At 68.6% G+C, this 18,595-nt stretch carries 11 protein-coding genes; 5 read left to right on the plus strand and 6 right to left on the minus strand.

Annotated features, from left to right (window positions below; translation table 11 throughout):
* Positions 1 to 3: 3 nt before the first annotated feature.
* On the plus strand, positions 4 to 1,167 hold the full coding sequence (locus GWK18_RS05130; RefSeq protein WP_166833640.1) for a uroporphyrinogen-III synthase: 1,164 nt from the start codon (positions 4 to 6) through the stop codon (positions 1,165 to 1,167).
* Here the strand turns inward: GWK18_RS05130 and GWK18_RS05135 are convergent.
* From GWK18_RS05135 to nirD, 5 genes are all read right to left on the minus strand, one after another.
* Entirely contained in the window at positions 1,129 to 2,916 is a 1,788-nt protein-coding gene (locus GWK18_RS05135) for an FAD-dependent oxidoreductase (protein ID WP_166833642.1), read from the minus strand. The genes GWK18_RS05130 and GWK18_RS05135 overlap by 39 nt on opposite strands.
* The gene (locus GWK18_RS05140) at positions 2,913 to 5,258 is read right to left on the minus strand and encodes a molybdopterin oxidoreductase family protein (protein WP_166833644.1); all 2,346 of its coding nucleotides are present in this window, start codon (positions 5,256 to 5,258) and stop codon (positions 2,913 to 2,915) included. Before GWK18_RS05140 ends, GWK18_RS05135 begins: the two co-directional genes overlap by 4 nt.
* Positions 5,259 to 5,270: 12 nt before the next feature.
* Positions 5,271 to 6,653, minus strand: coding sequence for an MFS transporter (locus GWK18_RS05145; protein WP_245192888.1), 1,383 nt, complete (start codon positions 6,651 to 6,653; stop codon positions 5,271 to 5,273).
* Positions 6,654 to 6,887: 234 nt separating this feature from the next.
* Entirely contained in the window at positions 6,888 to 7,703 is an 816-nt protein-coding gene (locus GWK18_RS05150; protein ID WP_348535838.1) for a CbiX/SirB N-terminal domain-containing protein, read from the minus strand.
* Entirely contained in the window at positions 7,700 to 8,053 is a 354-nt protein-coding gene (nirD, locus tag GWK18_RS05155; protein WP_123825086.1) for a nitrite reductase small subunit NirD, read from the minus strand. The genes GWK18_RS05150 and nirD overlap by 4 nt, the downstream gene beginning before the upstream one ends.
* A gap of 267 nt (positions 8,054 to 8,320) precedes the next feature.
* Between nirD and nirB the strand changes: the two genes are divergently transcribed.
* The 4 genes from nirB (at position 8,321) to GWK18_RS05175 (ending at position 14,313) form a co-directional block, all read left to right on the plus strand.
* Positions 8,321 to 10,954 carry a nitrite reductase large subunit NirB gene (nirB, locus tag GWK18_RS05160; protein ID WP_166833648.1) on the plus strand — a complete coding sequence of 878 codons (2,634 nt, stop codon included), beginning with the start codon at positions 8,321 to 8,323 and terminating at the stop codon, positions 10,952 to 10,954.
* 23 nt (positions 10,955 to 10,977) lie between these two features.
* A complete protein-coding gene (cobA, locus tag GWK18_RS05165) occupies positions 10,978 to 12,999 on the plus strand; it encodes a uroporphyrinogen-III C-methyltransferase (protein WP_166833650.1) in 2,022 nt (673 codons plus the stop codon).
* 53 nt (positions 13,000 to 13,052) lie between these two features.
* Positions 13,053 to 13,739 carry a deoxyribose-phosphate aldolase gene (gene deoC / locus GWK18_RS05170; RefSeq protein WP_166833684.1) on the plus strand — a complete coding sequence of 229 codons (687 nt, stop codon included), beginning with the start codon at positions 13,053 to 13,055 and terminating at the stop codon, positions 13,737 to 13,739.
* Positions 13,740 to 14,016: 277 nt separating this feature from the next.
* Complete coding sequence (locus GWK18_RS05175; protein ID WP_123825083.1) at positions 14,017 to 14,313, plus strand: hypothetical protein; 297 nt, start codon at positions 14,017 to 14,019, stop codon at positions 14,311 to 14,313.
* A 450-nt stretch (positions 14,314 to 14,763) separates the two neighbouring features.
* Here the strand turns inward: GWK18_RS05175 and mfd are convergent, their stop codons facing one another.
* Complete coding sequence (gene mfd, locus GWK18_RS05180) at positions 14,764 to 18,513, minus strand: transcription-repair coupling factor (RefSeq protein ID WP_166833652.1); 3,750 nt, start codon at positions 18,511 to 18,513, stop codon at positions 14,764 to 14,766.
* Positions 18,514 to 18,595: the final 82 nt, after the last annotated feature.

The following is an 18,595-nucleotide window of genomic DNA, read 5'->3' on the forward strand; positions in this document are numbered from 1 at the left end:
GCAATGCCGACGTTCGATTCCCCCGGACTCCAGGAACTGCGTGGTCAGCGGATCGGCGTGACCGCATCACGACGCGGAGACGATCTGTGTTCCGCCCTTGAACGCCACGGAGCGGAGGTTCTCCACGCCCCCGCCCTGACCCTGGTTCCGGTCGCACACGACGTTCCACTCATGAACGCGACGACCGCGTTGCTCGAACGCCGCCCCCAGGCTCTGCTGGTCTCGACCGGGTACGGGTTACGGCGTTGGTTGGAAACCGCCGATGCCACGGGCCTTGGGGCCCGGCTGCGCGAGACCGTCGGACAGCTGGACATGGTGGTCCGAGGCGCCAAGGCCACAGGACAGGTGGCGGCTCTCGACCTGGCACCGCGGACCCTCACGACCGTCTCGCACCTGTCCGACGGCGTGGACGTGATTCTCCGGGGCCCGGCGCGGTGCGTGGGCGTTCAGCTCCCCGGTGGCAACGACGACCACGCCGTTCAGCGTCTGCTCTCGGCGGGACGGGAAGTTCAGGCCGTGGTGCCCTACCGGTTGCGGCCCTCGGGTCGCGACGCCGTCCGCACACTCGTGCAGCAGGCCTGTGCGCGACGGCTGGATGCCATTGTGTTCAACGCCGCGCCGGCCGTGGACTCGGTGCTCGCCGTGGCACGAGAGACCGACATGTACGACGAGTTCCTCGAGGCCTTGAGGGAGGAATCCGTTACAGCCGTCGTTGTTGGTGAGACCTGCGCTCGCCCGTTGCAGGAGGTCGGTGTCCAACCGGTCATTCCCGAACGTCCCAGGATGGCCGAGGTGGTGAGAGCGTTGTGTGCCAGGGCCGAAGAAGAACAGGTTCGGGTCGCCACACGGCACGGCGATCTTGAACTGCGCGGTGCCATTCTGACGGTCGAGGACCTGGACATCCGGCTCACACCCCAGCAGGAGGCCGTGCTCCGTGCCCTGATCGCCGCCGAAGGGGCCGTGATCTCGCGAGGGCAGCTCATCAAGGCCGTCCCCGGGCTCGACGGCGCCCACGCGCTCGAGATGACGGTGTCCCGTCTGCGCCGCAAGCTTCCCGTGCCCCTGGTCCGAACCGTCGTCAAGCGGGGGTACCGGTTGGACGTCGCCGCCCACGCAGGAGGCACGCCGTCAGGACACCGGGACCGGGCGTGCACCGTCACCCGGTGACCTGTCGCGACGTCGTTGGGCCAGCAGTGCCTCGATCTCCGGGCGGCAGGTACCGCACCCGGTGCAGGCGCGGGTGGCTGCCGTGACGGACTCCACTGTGACGGCTCCGTCCTCCACCGCCGATTCCAGCGTTCCCCGGGTGACCCCCGCGCATCGACAGACCACGGAGCTCTCCCCCATGCCCTCTTGCACCGGTGCCGCCCAGGTCGAGTCCAAGGACAACAGGTAGGTGAGGTCGCCACGCATCGGTTCTCCGGATTCCAGGACCGCCGTGAGGTGGGCCAGTGCGCGGGGGCGTCCGAGAACGACGGCGTATCGGAGGCTTCCGTCCTGGTGCAGGGTGACCTGTAGGTCCTGGCGGAGGGCCGTGTCGGTGAACTCCATGTGCCGGGTTGCCCGGTCCGGAGCCGGTCGGCCGCTGTCCAGGACCGTCAGATCGATGTCCTTGGCCTTGAGCCGCAGGACAGCGGGGGCGTGGGCCGGCATGGGTTCGACCGGAACCGCGCCCTGGTTCTGGGTCTGCAGGGCGGTCAGCTCCGCCGCAATCCGCGCGGACAGGTACTCCGCTTGTCGCCAGCCCGGTGCGATGGTTCCGGTCTGCCCGGGGGCAGCCGCACCGCGGGAACGAGCGGTACACGGTTGACATCCCGGGTCCCTGCACAACACCTCGGCACAATCCCCCATGGCGTAGACGCGTCCTTCCGCGTCAGCCTGGAGCTCGTGGTCCACCACGATCCCGTGTTGGGTTCTCAGACCAGCGCCCTCCGCCAACGCGGTACGTGCCTGGACCCCGCACGAGATGACCAGGAGGTCACCCGTCAGGGGAGCCCGGCTGGCCACCTCAAGGGCCGCGAAACCACCGTTGGCATCAGTGCTCACTCCCACCGCGCGGGCGGACACGCAGTGGACACCGGCGGCTTTCAGTCGGTCTCCCAGGAGCTGCGCGGTGCTCGCCGGCAGCATCCGTTCCATGGGTTCATCCCCCGTGTGGACCAGGGTCGCCGTACCCGCGGTCTCGGCGGCGGCCAGCGCGGCTTCCACACCCAGGACCCCTCCACCCAGGACGACGACGTGTCCGCCGGCACCGACCACCGTGCGCACCGCCTCGGCGTCGTCCAGATCACGCAACGTGACCACACCGGAGGGCAGTGCGGCCCCGTCCGGTGAAGGGTCCAGGCCTCGCATGTTCGGTCGGACGGGTCGTGCCCCGGTGACCAGGACCAGGCGGTCCCAGCTCACATCGTGGTCGACGCCGCCGTGAGCATCGGTGCCGGGAGCATCGGCGTCGGGAGGATCGGTGTCGGGAGCATCGGCGTCGTGGCGCACCTTGACCAGCCGCCGCGTGCGGTCGATCCCGACCACCTCGGTTCCCAGGTGGACGGTGACACCCGCCTCCCGCCAGGTCTGCACATCCGCAACCGTCAGTGCCTCTCGGGTGACGCGTCCGACGGCGTACTCACCCACCAGTACACGGTTGTAGGCGGGATGCGGTTCGGCGCCCAGGACCGTGAGGTGCAGCAAACCCTTCCGGACCAACGGCAGCAGGTCGTCGACCAGCCGCGCCGCCACGGGACCGCACCCCACCACGACCAGGTGTTCACCGAGGTCGAAGGCCACCCTGGCCCGCGCACGCCGAGCTCGAAACACCATGGATTCCCGGTCAGGAATCTCCCCGCCACCGGTGCCTGTCGGGTGTCCCGTGTCCGTGTCCCCGTGCTCGGCTGCGGCGGAACGACGTTCATGCTTCATGAGATGACCTCCTCGGGCACCAACGTGAGGCGGGCGGTGGGGCGGGCTGCGGGGCGGGCGGTGGGGTGGTCGGTTCGTCGGGCGGTGTGCTGGTCGGAGCGAGGCACGCCCCGGGCCACCCGGACCCGTACCGCCTTGAACTCGGGCATGCCCGACACCGGATCCGTGATCGCACTGACCAGGCGGTTCACGGTCTGTTCCGCCGCAAAATGGAAGGGCAGGAACACGGTGTGTGGGGCGACGTCGGCATCCACGGCGACGACGGCCTCGGCCTCCCCGACGGCGGAGGCCAAGAGGAGACGGTCCCCGTCCTGGACGCCGAGGTACGCAGCCACGGTGGGGTGCAGTTGTGCCCTGGCCTGAGGTGCGGCTGCGCGGAGGGACGGTATCCGCCGAGTCTGGGTGCCCGACTGGTAGTGCTCGAGCAAACGTCCCGTGGTCAGCATGAGTTCAGCGGTGGGTCCCGTGGACCCAGCTGGGGGCAGCGGTTCCGGTACCGCTTCACGGTCGTGGCCCCGGCCCACGGCAGCCCGCTGACCGGGGGTGCGCGGCTGAACACCCGTCATGTGTGCCAGGCCGTCCGTGTGGCCGAAGTTTTCTAGGAACATGCGCGGTGTGCCCTCTGCTACCTGAGCCGTGACGGGCCATTGCCGCGCATTCGATGCATCGGGACCTTCCAGACCATCGAGTACCGCATGGCTGAGTCCCGAGTAATCTGCGGCGCCTCCCGCGGAGGCTCGAGTCAGTTCGTCGAACACCTCGGTCGCCTCCGTGGAGAACGAACCGGGCGCACCCAACCGACGGGCCAGTTCGGAGAGGATCCACAACTCGTCGCGCACCTGCCCCGGAGGCTCCTGGAGTTTCCGCCGCCGCAGCACCCGCCCCTCCAGGTTGGTCACGGTGCCCTCTTCCTCGGCCCATTGCGGCACCGGCAACACCAGGTCTGCGTGCAGGGCTGTCTCGGACATGAAGAAGTCGGAGACGACCAGGAACTCCAGACGTTCCAGGCCCCGCGTGACCTCCAGTGTGTCCGGTGCGGAAACCACCACGTTGGACCCGTTGACCCACAGGGCCTTCACTCCGTGAGGGGTACCCAGGGTTGTGAGCAGTTCCGCCGCGGGCAGCCCCGGGCCGGGAATGATCTCCGGGTCCACTCCCCAGACCCCGGCCACGTGCGCACGGGCAGCGGGGTCCGTGATCCTGCGGTAACCGGGCAGCTGGTCGGCCTTCTGACCGTGTTCCCGTGCACCTTGGCCGTTGCCCTGCCCGGTCAGTGTGCCCCACCCGGAACCGGGACGTCCGGGTAGGCCCAGGAACAGAGCCAGGTTGATCGCAGCAATCACGGTGTCCACACCGTCGACGTGTTGTTCGGCGCCGCGCCCGGTGAGGACGTAGGTTCCCTCACGTTCACGGGTGAGCAGGCGGGCAGCACGGACGACGTCGGAGGCCGCAACTCCTGTGACGGCTTCCACCCGTTCGGGCCACCAGTTCGCCACGGCCGCGCGGGCGGCGGAAGATCCGGTGGTCCGTTCGGTCAGGTAGGGCTCATCGGCACGGCCCTCGCGGAGGATCACGTGGGTGATGCCCAGCAGCAACGTCAGGTCGGTGCCCGGGCGGGGTGCCAGGTGCAGCCCAGCACCGTCCTCCGTCAGGGCGGCCGTGGCGGAGCGCCGCGGGTCGATGACCAACAATCCGCCCGCCGCCCGGGCCGTACCCAGGTGCTGGACGAACGGTGGCATGGTCTGCGCCGGGTTGGAGCCGACCAGCAGCACGGTGTGTGCCGCATCCAGGTCCTGGACGGGAAACGGCATCCCCCGGTCCAGGCCCAACACACTGTTGGCCGCGGCCGCAGCCGAGGACATGCAGAACCGCCCGTTGTAGTCGATCCGCGAAGTCCGCAATGCAATGCGGGCGAACTTGCCCAACTGGTAGGCGCGTTCGGTGGTCAGGGAGGCTCCCCCGAAAATGCCCACGGCGTCACGCCCGTGGCGTTCCTGAACGCCCCTGAACTGCGCCACGATCAGGTCCAGCGCTTCGGGCCAGGAGATCCGTTCGAAGCGCGCCTCGCCGTGTTCATCGGTGCCCACCCGACGCAGCGGGTGAGTCAGGCGGTCACCGGAATCCAACAGTTCGGCGGCGGTCCAGCCCTTGCGGCACAACCCTCCCCGATTGGTGGGGAAATCCCGCGGGGTGAGTTCGACGCCGTCGACCGCGTTCTTCAGCGTGATCGCGCACTGCAACGCGCAGTACGGACAATGGGTCTGAACGCGCCGGTGGTGTGCCGTACCACCGGCAGCTTTGGTGTTCGTCGTGGAGCGCGCCGTCGAGGGTGTGGAATCCATCGTCGTCGTACCTCAGATGTGTTCGGCGGCCATGGCGGTCCCGGGACGCAGGTAGCAGGCCCAGGTGATCGCGAGAGCCAGAATGTAGAACCCGACGAAACCGTAGAAGGCGATGACGTACTGGCCGGTGGCCGCTTTGGACGCGGAGAGCACCTGGGGAATGGCGAATCCGCCGTAGGCACCCACCGCGGAGATCAGGCCCAGTGCCGCCGAGGCACGACGCGCGGAGGAGACCCTGCGGCCTTCATTGGTCTGTTCGACATTCACGTCGTCCCGGTCCGTCCCGGGCCCACGCAGGAGTGCCCGGATTCGGTAGATCGAGGGGATCATGCGGTATGTAGCGCCGTTTCCGATCCCCGAGCAGATGAACAGGGCCAGGAACAGGACCAGGAAGAGCCAGAAGTTGCGCAACGGGAGGGTCAACACCACTGCCAGGGCAAAGAACGCCATACCTGTGAAGGACCACGCCGTCATGCGGGCCCCGCCGAAACGATCGGCCAGTTTCCCGCCGTAGGGCCGGGCCAAGGAACCGATGATGGGGCCCATGAATGCCAGGGAGAGGGCCGCAGCACCGACGGAGAACGTGGCGAACTCGGGGAACGTGTCCGCGATCAGTTTGGGGAACACTCCGGAGAATCCGATGAACGACCCGAACGTCCCGACGTAGAGCAGGGACACGATCCAGAAGTGCGGTTCCTTGACCGCCGCGAGTGAACCGGCCACGTCACCTTTGGCGTCGGAGATGTTGTGCATGCAGGTCTTGGCGCCCCAGGCGGCCAGGAGGATCAGCGGCACCCAGAACCATCCCGCCAGGGGGAGGTTCAGCGCACCCGCACCGCCGAGGGTGATGACCAGCGGCACCACCAGTTGGGCAATGCCTGCGCCCAGATTGCCGCCGGCGGCGTTGAGTCCCAGTGCGTAGCCCTTTTCCCGAGCCGGGTAGAAGTAGGTGATGTTGGCCATGGACGAGGCGAAGTTTCCGCCGCCGAAGCCCGCGGTGGCAGCGATCAGCAGCATGACCCAGAACGGCGTGGACGGGACGGTCACGGCAAGGGCCAGGCCGATCGACGGGATCAGCAACAGCAACGCGGAGACCACGGTCCAGTTGCGGCCTCCGAACCGGCCGACCATGAACGTGTACGGAACCCGCAACGTCGCTCCGATCAGCGACGGCATGGAGATCAACCAGAACAACTGGGAGTCGGTGAAGGCGTACCCGGCACGCGGCAGGAACACCACCACGACGGCCCACAGCTGCCACACGGCGAATCCGAGGAATTCGGCGAAGATCGACCACTTGAGGTTGGTTCGCGCGATGGCCTGCCCCTGGGTCTCCCATTGGTGCTGGTCCTCGGGGTCGTAGCCGTCCAGCCACCGGCCGGGGCGCTCACGCAGGGCAAGCTTGGGAAGGGGCTGGGTGGAGCCGCTCTGCCTGGTCTCCGAGACGCGGGGTTCGGTGCTCAACAGGACCTCCAGGTGTCGTGGTCGACGCCCGGCCATCCGGGTGTCATTGCACTTGAACCTAGGAATCCCGTGTTGCGGACACGGTTGCTCAACCGTCACGTGAGCGTGACGTCTTCCTCACCGGCCGCGCAGGGCCGTGTGAGGACCGGTCACCGGGATGAACTCTCAGCCCCTCTGGGCGAGAGCCGTCACGCCCTCCTGCCAGCGCTCGATCACCACGTTCACCAGTTCAGGCGGGACCTGTGTGCCGTCCACCAGCAACGGTTCGGTCACCCGCCCGCCCGCCCGGGCGTGAGGGGAGGCTGCGCCGTCCACGGGAGATGCACCGGCGTCGGTGGCGTCCCGGTGGAACATGCCCGGTGCCATGTGGAAGGACACCGTTGTGACGTGATGGGCGCCGTCGCGCCACGCTTCGGCCACGGCCCGGCGTGCCGCCGGTTCGACGGCCGAGACGAATCCGGTGCGCACGGACCGGCCCGTGAGTTCGGCGAGGTCTTCGGCCTGGCGGCGGACGTCTGCCACCGCTCGATCGTCGGAGGACCCGGCCGCGATCAGGACCAGGTCCGGGGCGGGCGCGTCGTCGTCGTGCGCCGCCTCCGCTTCCTGGATCCGTCGCGCCATGACTTCCGACAGGCCGCGGTGCGGGCCGAGTGCCGCGGTGACCACGTGATGCCCGCGGCCGGCCACGGCATCGGCCAGGTCCTTGTGCACGTGGTACCCGGCCGCCAACAGCAGGGGGACGACGACGACGGGGCGGTCGGCGAACTCCTCGCAACGCGCCACGACATCCGGTTCCTGAACATCGACCCACGTCAGAACCACGTCCGTGGTGGGCAATGCGTGCGAGACCGCGGCGGCGATCTCCTCGGTGGCCACCTGCGCGGAACGAGCACGGGAACCGTGCGCGCACAGCAGCAGGACGGGATCCGGGTCCTGCAGGGGCGTTTCACCAGAACGCCCCGGTCCAGGGGCCTGGTTCACGCGCTCAGCTCGACCAGCACGCGGTCGTTCTCCACGGTGACCTTGTGCACCGGGAGGGTGAACTCGGCGCCGGAGACGCACGCCCCGCTGCGGAGGTCATAGATCTCCTTGTACAGCGGGGAGGCAAGGGTCGGAACGCCGTCGACGGTCTCCCCCACGATGCCGCGGGCCATGACCAACGCGCCCGAATGCGGGTCGGTGTGGTCGCAGGCGTACACGGTGTCGTCCTGCATCCGGAAGACCGCCACCTGGCGCTCACCGATCAGTGCCACTTCCCCCCAGTCACGTTCCAAGTCGGTCACGGCGCAGATGTCCACGGGGCCCTGGACGATGGCGGTCTCGGTGCTCATGAAGGTCCTCTCGGTACGGCTTCGCTGCAATTCGGGCACAGCACCCCGATCTGATCAGGGAGCTGTCCGTCCAAGCATCCTGCGGCAACAGTATGACCGGCAGGCGACGAAAGTGGTTCCATGTCACCAGAGCTCACGTGGTCCGCCCAAGCCGTTGCAGGGTTTTCCACGTGTGAGCGCATCGACGACGAGCGGTCCGGGTCACCAGTCCCGCCGCACCGCGTCGGCCGACAGTGACAGCCAGGACCAGCAGGAAGCGACTCCACCATGCCGCACACGCCAGCCCCCGGAACCGGACGCAAGATCTTGGTGATCGGTGGTGGCCCAGCCGCCCACCGGTTCACCCAGAAGATGCTGCAGAAGGGCCTGGGCGAGGACACCATCACGGTGCTCACGGAGGAACCGTGGGCTCCGTACGACCGTGTGGCCCTGGAGACGCTGTTCAACGACCCCGAACGCGACCTGTCCCTGGGGGATTCCGGCTTCTGGGATCATCCGCAGCTGGATCTGCGCACCAAGACCCGCGCCTCCGACCTGGACGTCAAGAACCAGGTGGTCCACACCCGTGGCGGTGAGGACTTCCCGTACGACGAACTCGTGTTGGCCACCGGGTCGAACGCCGCCACGTTGAACATCCCGGGTGCTCACCGCGTGCACTTGTTCCGCACGATCGAGGACGTCCAGGGCATGGTCAAGGAGGTCGCCGACCTGCGCGAAAAGCTCGGACGCGCCCCGCGCGGCGTCGTCGTCGGCGGTGGCCTGTTGGGGCTCGAAGCGGCCGCGGGCCTCAAGGACCTGGGCGCGGAGGCGACCATCCTGGACGTGGCCGAGTTCCTGCTGTGCACCCAGATGGACCGCGACGGCGGCCTGGCCGTGAACTCGCTGATGCGCGAACACGGGCTGGACGTGCGCTGCGAGCGCTTCATCGCCGGGGTGGAGCTGGACGAGGAAGAAAACGTCGTGGGCGTGACAGTCAAGGACGGCCCGGGTGAGGACGCCGCCGTCGAACACATCGACGCCGACATGGTGGTCCTGGGCATCGGCATCCGGGCCCGTTCGGGGCTGGCCCGGCGCGCCGGGTTCCACCTGGGCGCGCGCGGCGGCGTGGTGGTCGACGAGTCCTGCAAGACCTCCGTGGCGCACGTGTGGGCCATCGGCGAAGTCGCGGACATCCTGGGCCAGACCTGGGGCCTCGTGGGCCCCGCCAACATCATGGCGGAGGTGGTGGCCGATCGGCTCTTCGGCGGGGACTCCACGGTCACGGGCTTTGACACCTCCACGCGCTTGAAGTTCTCGGGGGTGGACGTGGCCTCCTTCGGTGACGTGTACGCCAAGACTCCGGGCAGCATCGAAGTCAATTACACGGACCCCGTGGCCGGTGTCTACCAGAAGATCGTGGTGGGCAAGGACCAGGAGACGCTGTTGGGCGGCGTGTTCGTGGGCAACGCGGACCCCTACGACGCCCTGCGACCCTTGCAGGGCCGCTCCCTGCCGGCCGAACCGGCCCGCTACCTCTCCGCCGCCGGTGGTGACGCCCCCGAAACTGAACTGCCGGACGACGCGATCCTGTGTTCGTGCAACAACGTCTCCTTCGGCACCGTGCGCGAAGCCGTCAAGGACGGCAACCAGTCGGTCCCCGCGCTCAAGAAGTGCACCAGCGCCGGCACGCAGTGCGGTTCGTGCGTGCCCATGCTTCAGAAGACCATGGAGAAGACCATGCTCTCCCTGGGGCTGACGGTCTCCAAGGCCCTGTGCGAGCACTTCGACCTCTCCCGTCAGGAGCTCTACGCCACGGTGCGCGCCAGTGGGATCCGCACGTTCCCGGAAGCCCTGGAGCGTTTCGGCAAGGGCCGCGACGGCTGCCTGATCTGCAAGCCGGTCATGGCCTCGATCCTCTCCTCCCAGCCCAAGGCCTACGTGTTGGACGAGGGCCGCGGTGCACTGCAGGACACCAACGACCGCAACCTGGGCAACATGCAGAAGGACGGCACCTACTCGGTGGTCCCGCGCATCCCGGGTGGCGAGATCACCCCGGAGAAGCTGGCCGTGATCGCCTCCGTGGCCAAGGACTACGGGCTCTACACCAAGGTCACCGGCGCCCAGCGCATCGGCCTCTACGGTGCCCGCCTGGAGGAACTCCCGGAGATCTGGAAGCGGTTCGTGGACGCCGGGTTCGAATCCGGCCAGGCCTACGGCAAGGCCCTGCGCAACGTGAAGTCCTGCATCGGCTCCACGTGGTGCCGCTTCGGCGTGCAGGACTCCGTGGGCATGGGCATCCGGTTGGAGAACCGGTACCGAGGGCTGCGTTCGCCGCACAAGTTCAAGATCGGCTCCTCCGGCTGCGCCCGCGATTGCGCCGAGGCTCAGGGCAAGGACATCGGCGTGATGGCCACACCCGAGGGCTGGACGCTGTACCTGGGCGGCAACGGCGGCGCCAACCCGGCGCACGCACGCGTGATCGCCCAGGACATCGACGAACTCACCCTGGTCAAGTACATCGACCGGTACCTCATGTACTACATCCGCACCGCTGACAAGCTGCAGCGCACCGCCCGCTGGCTCGAGGACCTGGACGAGGAGTACGGCGACGCCATGGCACACCTCAAGTCCGTGCTGATCGACGACTCCCTGGGCATCTGCGCGGACCTGGAGGCGGACATGGAGCGTCAGATCGAGGGCTACCAGGACGAGTGGGCCGCGACCCTGGCCTCCCCGGAGCGGCTGCGCCGCTTCCGGTCCTTCGTCAACGAACCCGAGACCTCCGACGACGCCTCCCGGCAGTACGTGCTGGAACGCGACCAGATCCGGCCCGCGACCCAGGACGAGATCCGGGCCGCCGAGGACGGGTCCGGCCCGGTCCTGATCTCCGGGGCACGGATCCCCGTGGGTGCGGATTCCTGACCGACGCCGCCTAGGGTTGGATCATGTTCTTGGACACAGATCTCACCCAGGTGAACGTCCTCCTCCTCGGAGCCGGGAAGGATTCCCGCAGCGCACGTCGCCTTCGCGCCGCAGGAGCCACCGTGCACGCCGTCGAGACCGCACCTCCGGGTGAGGAGGACGTTCAGCCCGATCCCGTACCGGGCAATCGGTGGCGTCCCGGGCTGGTCCTGGTCGTGGGCGACTGCGCCCGGTGGGACCGGACCGTGACGGCACTCCGGGCCGAGCACGGATCCCTACCCGTGGCCGAGGTCCCCGCCGAACGCGCCGGAGTCAGCCTGGTGGGCGGTGGCCCGGGTGCTGCCGACCTGGTGACCGCCCGCGGGCTGGCCGCCGTGGGGGACGCCGACGTCGTTCTCCTGGACCGTCTGGCGCCCCAGGACGTCGTCGAACGCCAGGCCCCGCACGCCGAGGTGGTCCGCGTGGGCAAGTGGCCCGGCCACCACCCTGTGCCGCAGGAGCAGATCCAGTCGATCCTGTTGAACTCCGCGCAGGAGGGTCGACACGTGGTGCGGCTCAAGGGCGGCGACCCGTACGTCTTCGGACGAGGTGGGGAGGAGGCCGCGGACTGCGAATCCTGGGGTGTGCCGGTGGACGTGGTCCCCGGGATCACCTCTGCGATCTCCGTGCCCGGAGCGGCCGGGATCCCCGTCACGTTCCGCGACGTCTCCCGGACCTTCACCGTGGCCTCCGGGCACGTGCCGTTCTCCGAGGCGGAACTGGACGGGTTCTGCGACCTGCTGGGGACGGGTGCCACGCTGGTGGTGCTCATGGGGGTGGCAACCCTCCCCCAGCTGGTGGCGGGGCTGACCCGGCACGGCGCAGCCGTCGACACCCCGATCGCCCTGGTCGAAAAGGGCTTCAGCGCGGAACAGAAGACCTACACGTCCGTCCTGGGCTCCGCGGTCACCGATCTGGCCGCGGCCGGCTCCCCCGCGGTGACCGTGATCGGTCCCGTGGCGGCCCTTGCCTCGGAGGACCGGGAACGAATTCTCGGTGAACTGACCCCACACCGCGCCGTGGCCCACCGCGGGCCCGCCCCCGCACCGGAGGACCCCATGACCTCGAACACCGCGAACGACCACGGGACAGATGCCAGGACAGACGACGAGACCGGCAACGGTGCCGACGGCGCCCAGTCCCACCCCCAGGGTCCGCTGTCCGGTCGAACGGTCGCGGTGACCGCCCACCGCCGCGCCGACGACCAGATCGGTGCCCTGGAGCGCAAGGGTGCCACGGTCATCGCGGCCCCGTCGCTCAAGCTGGTCCCGGTGGAGCAGGACGCCGCCGTCGTGTCCGAGACCCGCGACCTGCTGGCCGCCCACCCGGACCTGATCGTGGTGACCACGGGCTACGGATTCAAGCGCTGGTGGGAGGTGGTCGAAGCCTCCGGGCAAGCGGACGGGGTCCACGCCATGCTGGCCACCGCGGACATCTGGGTCCGAGGCCCCAAGGGCCGGGCTGCGGTCCGCAACCTGGGTCTGCACGACGTCGGCATCTCCCCCGACGAAACCATCGGGCCGCTGGTGGACGAGATCCTGGAGTCCTACGACCACGACCTCACGGGCGCCGTGATCGGCTGGCAGGAGAACGGCTACCACGACCGCGAGCAGCGCCAACGCCTGATGGACGCGGGGGCCACCGTGCACACCGTGGTCCCGCACCGCTGGGCCGACGCCGACGACGCCGGTGTGCTGCCGGGCCTGATCCGCCAGATCTGCGCCCGGGAGATCGACGCCGTGACGTTCACCTCCGCCGCCGGAGCTGAGTCCCTGCTGTCCACCGCCTCCGAGCTCGGCGTGGAACGGGAGTTCGTGGCGGCCTTCTCCCCCGCGGACACCGAGCCGGGCAGCCAAGGCGAGGCACCACGAACCGTCGTGGCGGCCACCGTCGGCCCGGTGACCGCGGCACCGTTGCAGAGGGCCGGTGTTCCCGCGTTGGTTCCCGAACGTTTCCGAATGGGCGCCATGATCAATCAACTCGCCGAGACCCTGGGCGGACGGTGACCGTTAGGGTGGGGAGGAACCCACCCCCGCAGAAAGGCCCCGCCGTGCCCGAGATCTCCGAACGCCACAGCCTCCCCGCGACCTCCGAACCCGTCGGCGCCGAACTGGCGGCCCGGATCGATCACACCCTGCTCAAGCCGGAGGCCTCCCGGGAACAGGTCGAGACCCTGTGCGCCGAAGCCCTCGAGCACGGTTTCGCCTCCGTGTGCGTCAACGGCGTGTGGACGGCGTTGGTGGCCCGGAAGCTCAGCGGATCGGACGTCCTGACCTGCACCGTCGTCGGTTTCCCGTTGGGCGCCTCGACGTCTCAGGCCAAGGCCGCCGAGGCCGAGCAGGCCGTGGCCGACGGAGCGGGTGAGATCGACATGGTGATCGACATCGCCGCAGCCCGTGCCGGGGACCGCGAGGCCCTTGAAGCCGACGTCCGCGCGGTGGCCGAGGTGGTGCACCGCGGCGGCGCCCAGCTGAAGACCATCATCGAAACCTGCCTCCTGACCGACGAGCAGAAGGTCCTGGCCTGTGAAGCGGCCGTCGCGGCCGGAACGGATTACGTCAAGACCTCCACCGGGTTCTCCACGGGCGGGGCCACCCCTGAGGACGTCGCCCTCATGCGGCGCACCGTCGGCGAAGACATCGGAGTGAAGGCCTCGGGCGGTGTGCGCACGCGCGAGGCGGCCATCGCCATGTTGCAGGCGGGAGCGTCCCGCATCGGCGCCTCGGCCGGGGAGGCCCTGCTTTGACAGCCCACCGACGGCGACGCCGGCTCGGGCCTGTACTGAGTACACGAACCGACGAGGCCGGATCGTCGAGAGCCGGAGGTGACCCGGGCCCAGACCGGGATTAACCGGGGGTGTGGCGCGGCCGGTTCCGCGCAACGATGGCCGTCGGAACTGACACATCGTCGCCATCAACCACTACACTGGGGCACGACGAACTCATCGCCGGACCCGGCCCATTCCATGTGAGTGGGTACGCCACCCTCGGATCCGGCCGACGCACCACGAGGAAGAGGCTCGAATGGCTACCGACAGTCAGGGACGCACAATCCGCCGCTACTCCGGCGAGGGCCAGTTCTTCGCCAATTTCATCCTGTGGCTTTTGCCCGTCGCGGCCATGCTCGCCAGCTTCTGGTTGTTCACCATCCCGGAGAACTGGTGGTTCGGAGCGGGCATCCTGGCCTACGGCGCCGCCCTGCTGATCCCCACGTTGATCTTCCGCAGCAAGACCGCCGCGCGCTCTGCGGGTGGTCGCAACCTGATGATCGACATTCCGGCCTCTACCGAGTCCGCACCGCAGCAGGAACTGCGCAACTGACCTGTTCTGTTCTGCAGACTCCCGCGCCCGCAGAACATGCGAAAGGCCCCGCACCGATCACGGTGCGGGGCCTTTGCATTGCCATCCTCAGCTCGGATGGTTGAAGACGATGACCGCGGGCTGAACTGCTCCCCCCTGGAGCGGCCCGCGGTCCGTGCGACCCGTCTGACTCCCGTGCACGCGATCACCGAAACCCCAAAACTCTTCGGTGACGTGGATCCGATTCCAGGAGGAGTGGTCGCCTTCTCCCTGTTCCGGGAACGAAGATAGAGGTAATTCGATGAAAATGCACGTCCAGAAGGGTCACTTTGACGCGGTGTCCCCAAAAGTATCGCCAGTGTGGCCCACAAGACGTTGCAGATGGCTTGACAATTCCTCCGCCTCACGTGCCCTACTCCTGCGGGGAATCGGGTGCTGGGGTATCAGACGCGTGGAGTCAGGCCTGTGGGATCAGACCTGTGGCGCGGTCTTGACATCGGTCTCCGAGGCCGGCTGCGGGGCAGCGATGACCGCGGTGATCACCTCGTCCGCCCAGGCAAGGATCGCCCCGTCCACCAGGTCCTTGCCACCCACGCGGGCGGTCTTGGGCTTGGGGACCAGCGCCATGTGCTGATCCGTGTTGGGGACAGTCACGTACTTGGAGCCGGGATACATCCGCTGGAGTCGCATCTGACGGGACTCGGGCAGGTCCACCGGCCCGAACCTGATGTTCGGGCCTTGAGCCGCGACGTCCACCAACCCCGCCGCGCGGGCCTTGATCCGCAACCTGGCCACGTCCAGCAGCAACTGCGCAGGCTCGGGCAGCGTGCCGTAGCGGTCCTGGAGTTCGTCGGCCACCTCTTGGACGCCCGCCTCGTCCGTGGCGTTGGCCAGCGTCCGGTAGGCGTCCAGGCGCAGACGCTCTCCCGGCACGTAGTCATGCGGCAGGTGGGCGTTGACGGGCAGTTCGATCTTCATCTCGGCGGGTGATTCGTCCGCGTCCCCGCGGAACTCGGCAACGGCCTCCCCGACCAGGCGCAGGTACATGTCGAAGCCGACTCCGGCGATGTGCCCGGACTGTTCCCCGCCCAGGAGGTTGCCGGCGCCGCGGATCTCCAAGTCCTTCTGCGCCAGTTGGAGGCCGGCCCCGAGTTCGTTGTGAGCCGCCACTGCCTTGAGGCGTTCCAGGGCGGTCTCCGTGAGCGGCTTTTCGACGTCGTAGAGGAAGTACGCGTAGGCACGCTCCCGGCCGCGCCCCACGCGGCCGCGCAACTGGTGCAGCTGGGACAGCCCGTACTTGTCGGCACCGTCCACGATCAGCGTGTTCGCGTTGGCGATGTCCAGGCCGGTCTCCACGATCGTGGTGGAGACCAGGACGTCGAAGCGCTTCTCGTAGAAGTCCACGATGATCTGTTCGAGTTCGTTCTCGCTCATCTGTCCGTGCGCCACGGCGATCCGCGCCTCGGGGACCAGTTCGCGTAGTTCGGCGGCCCGACGCTGGATGGAGGACACCCGGTTGTGGACGAAGAACACCTGGCCCTCGCGCATCAGCTCACGGCGCACGGCCGCCGTGACCTGCTTGTTCGTGTACGCGCCCACGTAGGTCAGCACGGGGTGGCGTTCCTCGGGCGGGGTGGCCAGCGTGGAGGTTTCGCGGATTCCCGTGAGGGACATCTCCAGGGTGCGCGGAATCGGGGTCGCGGACATGGCCAACACGTCCACGTTGGTGCGCATGGCCTTGAGCTTTTCCTTGTGTTCGACGCCGAAGCGCTGTTCCTCGTCGATGATCACCAGACCGAGGTCCTTGAAGGTGACCTCTGAGCCGAGCAGACGGTGGGTGCCGATGACGACGTCGACGGTGCCATCCGCCAGACCCTTGAGGACCTCGCGGGACTCCTTGGGGGTCTGGAAGCGTGACAGGGAGGCCACCCGCACCGGGAAGCCCGAATAGCGTTCGCTGAAGGTTTCCGTGTGCTGCTGCCCCAGCAGCGTGGTGGGCACCAGGACGGCCACCTGTTTGCCGTCCTGGACGGCCTTGAAAGCGGCGCGTACCGCCACCTCGGTCTTGCCGTACCCGACGTCGCCGGAGATCAGGCGGTCCATGGGGACCTCCCGCTGCATGTCGGCCTTGACCTCGTCGATGGTCGTCAGCTGGTCCGGGGTCTCGATGTACGGGAAGGCGTCCTCGAGTTCCCGCTGCCACGGCGTGTCCTGGCCGAAGGCGTGACCGCGGGTGGCCATGCGGGCCGAATAGAGCCGGATCAGCTCCCCCGCGATGTCCTTGACGGCCCGCTTGGCCGCCTTCTTCTTCTGGTTCCAGTCCGCGCCACCCATCTTGGACAGCGCCGGGGTCTCTCCGCCGACGTAGGCGGAGATCTGGTCCAGCTGGTCCGTGGGCACGAACAGGCGGTCCTTGGGTCCGTTGCGCTTGGAGGCCGCGTATTCGAGCACCAGGTATTCGCGCATGGGGCGCGGCTGACCTGCCTTGGGCACGGCCCCGGCGATGGGCCGCGCGATGAGTTCCACGAACTGTCCGATGCCGTGTTGTTCGTGCACCACGTAGTCACCGGCCTTGAGTGCCAGGGGATCCACGGCGTTACGGCGACGACGCTGCGGGAGCTGTCGGCTGTTCTTGGCGGCGTACGCGGAGGACCGCCCCAGCAGGTCGGACTCGGTGAGGAAGGCGACCTTGAGCTCGTCGAGCACGAACCCCGTGCCCGCCGTCGCGCACGTGAGTTCCACGAGTCCCGCCTGGGGCTCATTCGCAAGCGTGTCGTGCCTGGCCGCGGGTACGTCTGCGTCGTGCATCAGTTCGGCCAGCCGTTGCAACGGACCGGGCCCCTCGGTCACGGCGACCACGCGCCAGCCGTCTCGGACGGATTCGGCCAGGTGCGCGAGCACCGCCTCCACGTCACCACCGAAACGCAGCGGTTCCCGCCCGGCAACCGTCAGGCTGTCGGCCTCGGAGTCCAACATGCGAATCACGGCGGCGCTGGTGTCCGCGTCGACCTCGGCGATGGTCGAGTCCACGGGCAACGCGGTGGTGGCCCACCAGCCCAGCCCCAGGTCCAGGGCCGTTTCCCGGGCCTGTTCGAGGGTCTGGAAGGACCCGCTGTCCAGGGTGCGGCCCTGCTCGCCGACGGTGTTCACGTCCAGGGGTGCGACGTCGGTGTCCGCGGCCGATTCCCAGGCGGCGGCCAAGAACTCCTCGTTGGTGGCGACCAGGTCGGCGGCGCGCGTCCGCACCTTCTCCGGCTCCATGACCACGACCAGCGAGCCCGCCGGCAGCAGGGAGAGCACGGGCACCATGCGTTCGGCAAGCAGCGGAGCCAGGGACTCCATGCCCTCCGTGTAGATCCCACCGGCGACCTTTTCGAGCAGTGCCTCGGCGCCGGGAAGCTGGTTCTTGAGGTGCGCTGCACGCGACTGCACCGCGGGCGTGATGAGCAGTTCACGGCACGGGGGTGCCACGATGCGTTCGGGGTGCTCGGTGCCGCGCAGGGTGCGCTGGTCGGCGACGGCGAACCAGCGCAGTTCATCGATCTCGTCCCCGAAGAACTCCACGCGCACCGGGTGGTCGGCCGTCGGGGGGAAGACGTCGACGATGCCGCCGCGCACCGCGAACTCGCCGCGTTTGGTGACCATGTCCACGCGCGCGTACGCGGCCGCGACCAGGGCTGCCACGACGTCGTCGAAGGACTGTTCGGCACCGCGCTCCAATACCACGGGCTGGAGGTCCCCCAGGCCTTCGACCACGGGCTGCAGCAGCGAACGGACCGGCGCGACCACGACGTCCAGTGGGTCCCCGTCCGGTCGGCGCAGACGCCGCATGACCTCCAGGCGGCGGCCCACGGTGTCCGAGCGCGGGGACAGACGTTCGTGCGGAAGGGTCTCCCAGGAAGGGAAGTCCGCGATCCTGGCGCCGGGGGCCCATGCCGGAAGCTGGGCGACCACGTCCTCGGCCTCCCGACCCGTGGCCGTGACGACCAGCAGGACGGGGGCGGGTTGCCCGGCGTCGTCGCCGGAGCCGCTAACGTCACGACCACTGGTCGCAGAGCGCATCCCGTCCAGCACCTGGGCCAGCAGCGCGGGCCGCAACCCGTCGGTCACGCTGATGACCGTCTCGGCGGAGCGCTCGGACGGCTTCAGCGCAGCCTGGTTCCGAACGTTGGCGATCGAGCGTTCGGTGGTCAGCACTGATGCCAGGCCGGTCAAGGACATGGTGAAAGGACTCCTGGGCGCAGAGGTGTTGGATCAGAAGACGCGAAAGCGCCCGTCCAGGTTACTCGGTGGGGCAGACACG

Source organism: Kocuria sp. JC486 (genome assembly GCF_011602805.1).
In the GTDB taxonomy this organism is placed as follows: Bacteria; Actinomycetota; Actinomycetes; order Actinomycetales; family Micrococcaceae; genus Kocuria; species Kocuria soli.

Excerpts from the sequence above, each read along its gene's own strand:
- nirD (WP_123825086.1), bottom strand. The coding sequence starts at position 8,053 with ATGAGCACCGAGACCGCCATCGTCCAGGGCCCCGTGGACATCTGCGCC.
- GWK18_RS05135 (WP_166833642.1), bottom strand. The coding sequence starts at position 2,916 with ATGAAGCATGAACGTCGTTCCGCCGCAGCCGAGCACGGGGACACGGAC.
- GWK18_RS05175 (WP_123825083.1), top strand. The coding sequence starts at position 14,017 with ATGGCTACCGACAGTCAGGGACGCACAATCCGCCGCTACTCCGGCGAG.
- GWK18_RS05140 (WP_166833644.1), bottom strand. The coding sequence starts at position 5,258 with ATGGATTCCACACCCTCGACGGCGCGCTCCACGACGAACACCAAAGCT.
- mfd (WP_166833652.1), bottom strand. The coding sequence starts at position 18,513 with ATGTCCTTGACCGGCCTGGCATCAGTGCTGACCACCGAACGCTCGATC.
- GWK18_RS05130 (WP_166833640.1), top strand. The coding sequence starts at position 4 with ATGCCGACGTTCGATTCCCCCGGACTCCAGGAACTGCGTGGTCAGCGG.
- nirB (WP_166833648.1), top strand. The coding sequence starts at position 8,321 with ATGCCGCACACGCCAGCCCCCGGAACCGGACGCAAGATCTTGGTGATC.
- cobA (WP_166833650.1), top strand. The coding sequence starts at position 10,978 with ATGTTCTTGGACACAGATCTCACCCAGGTGAACGTCCTCCTCCTCGGA.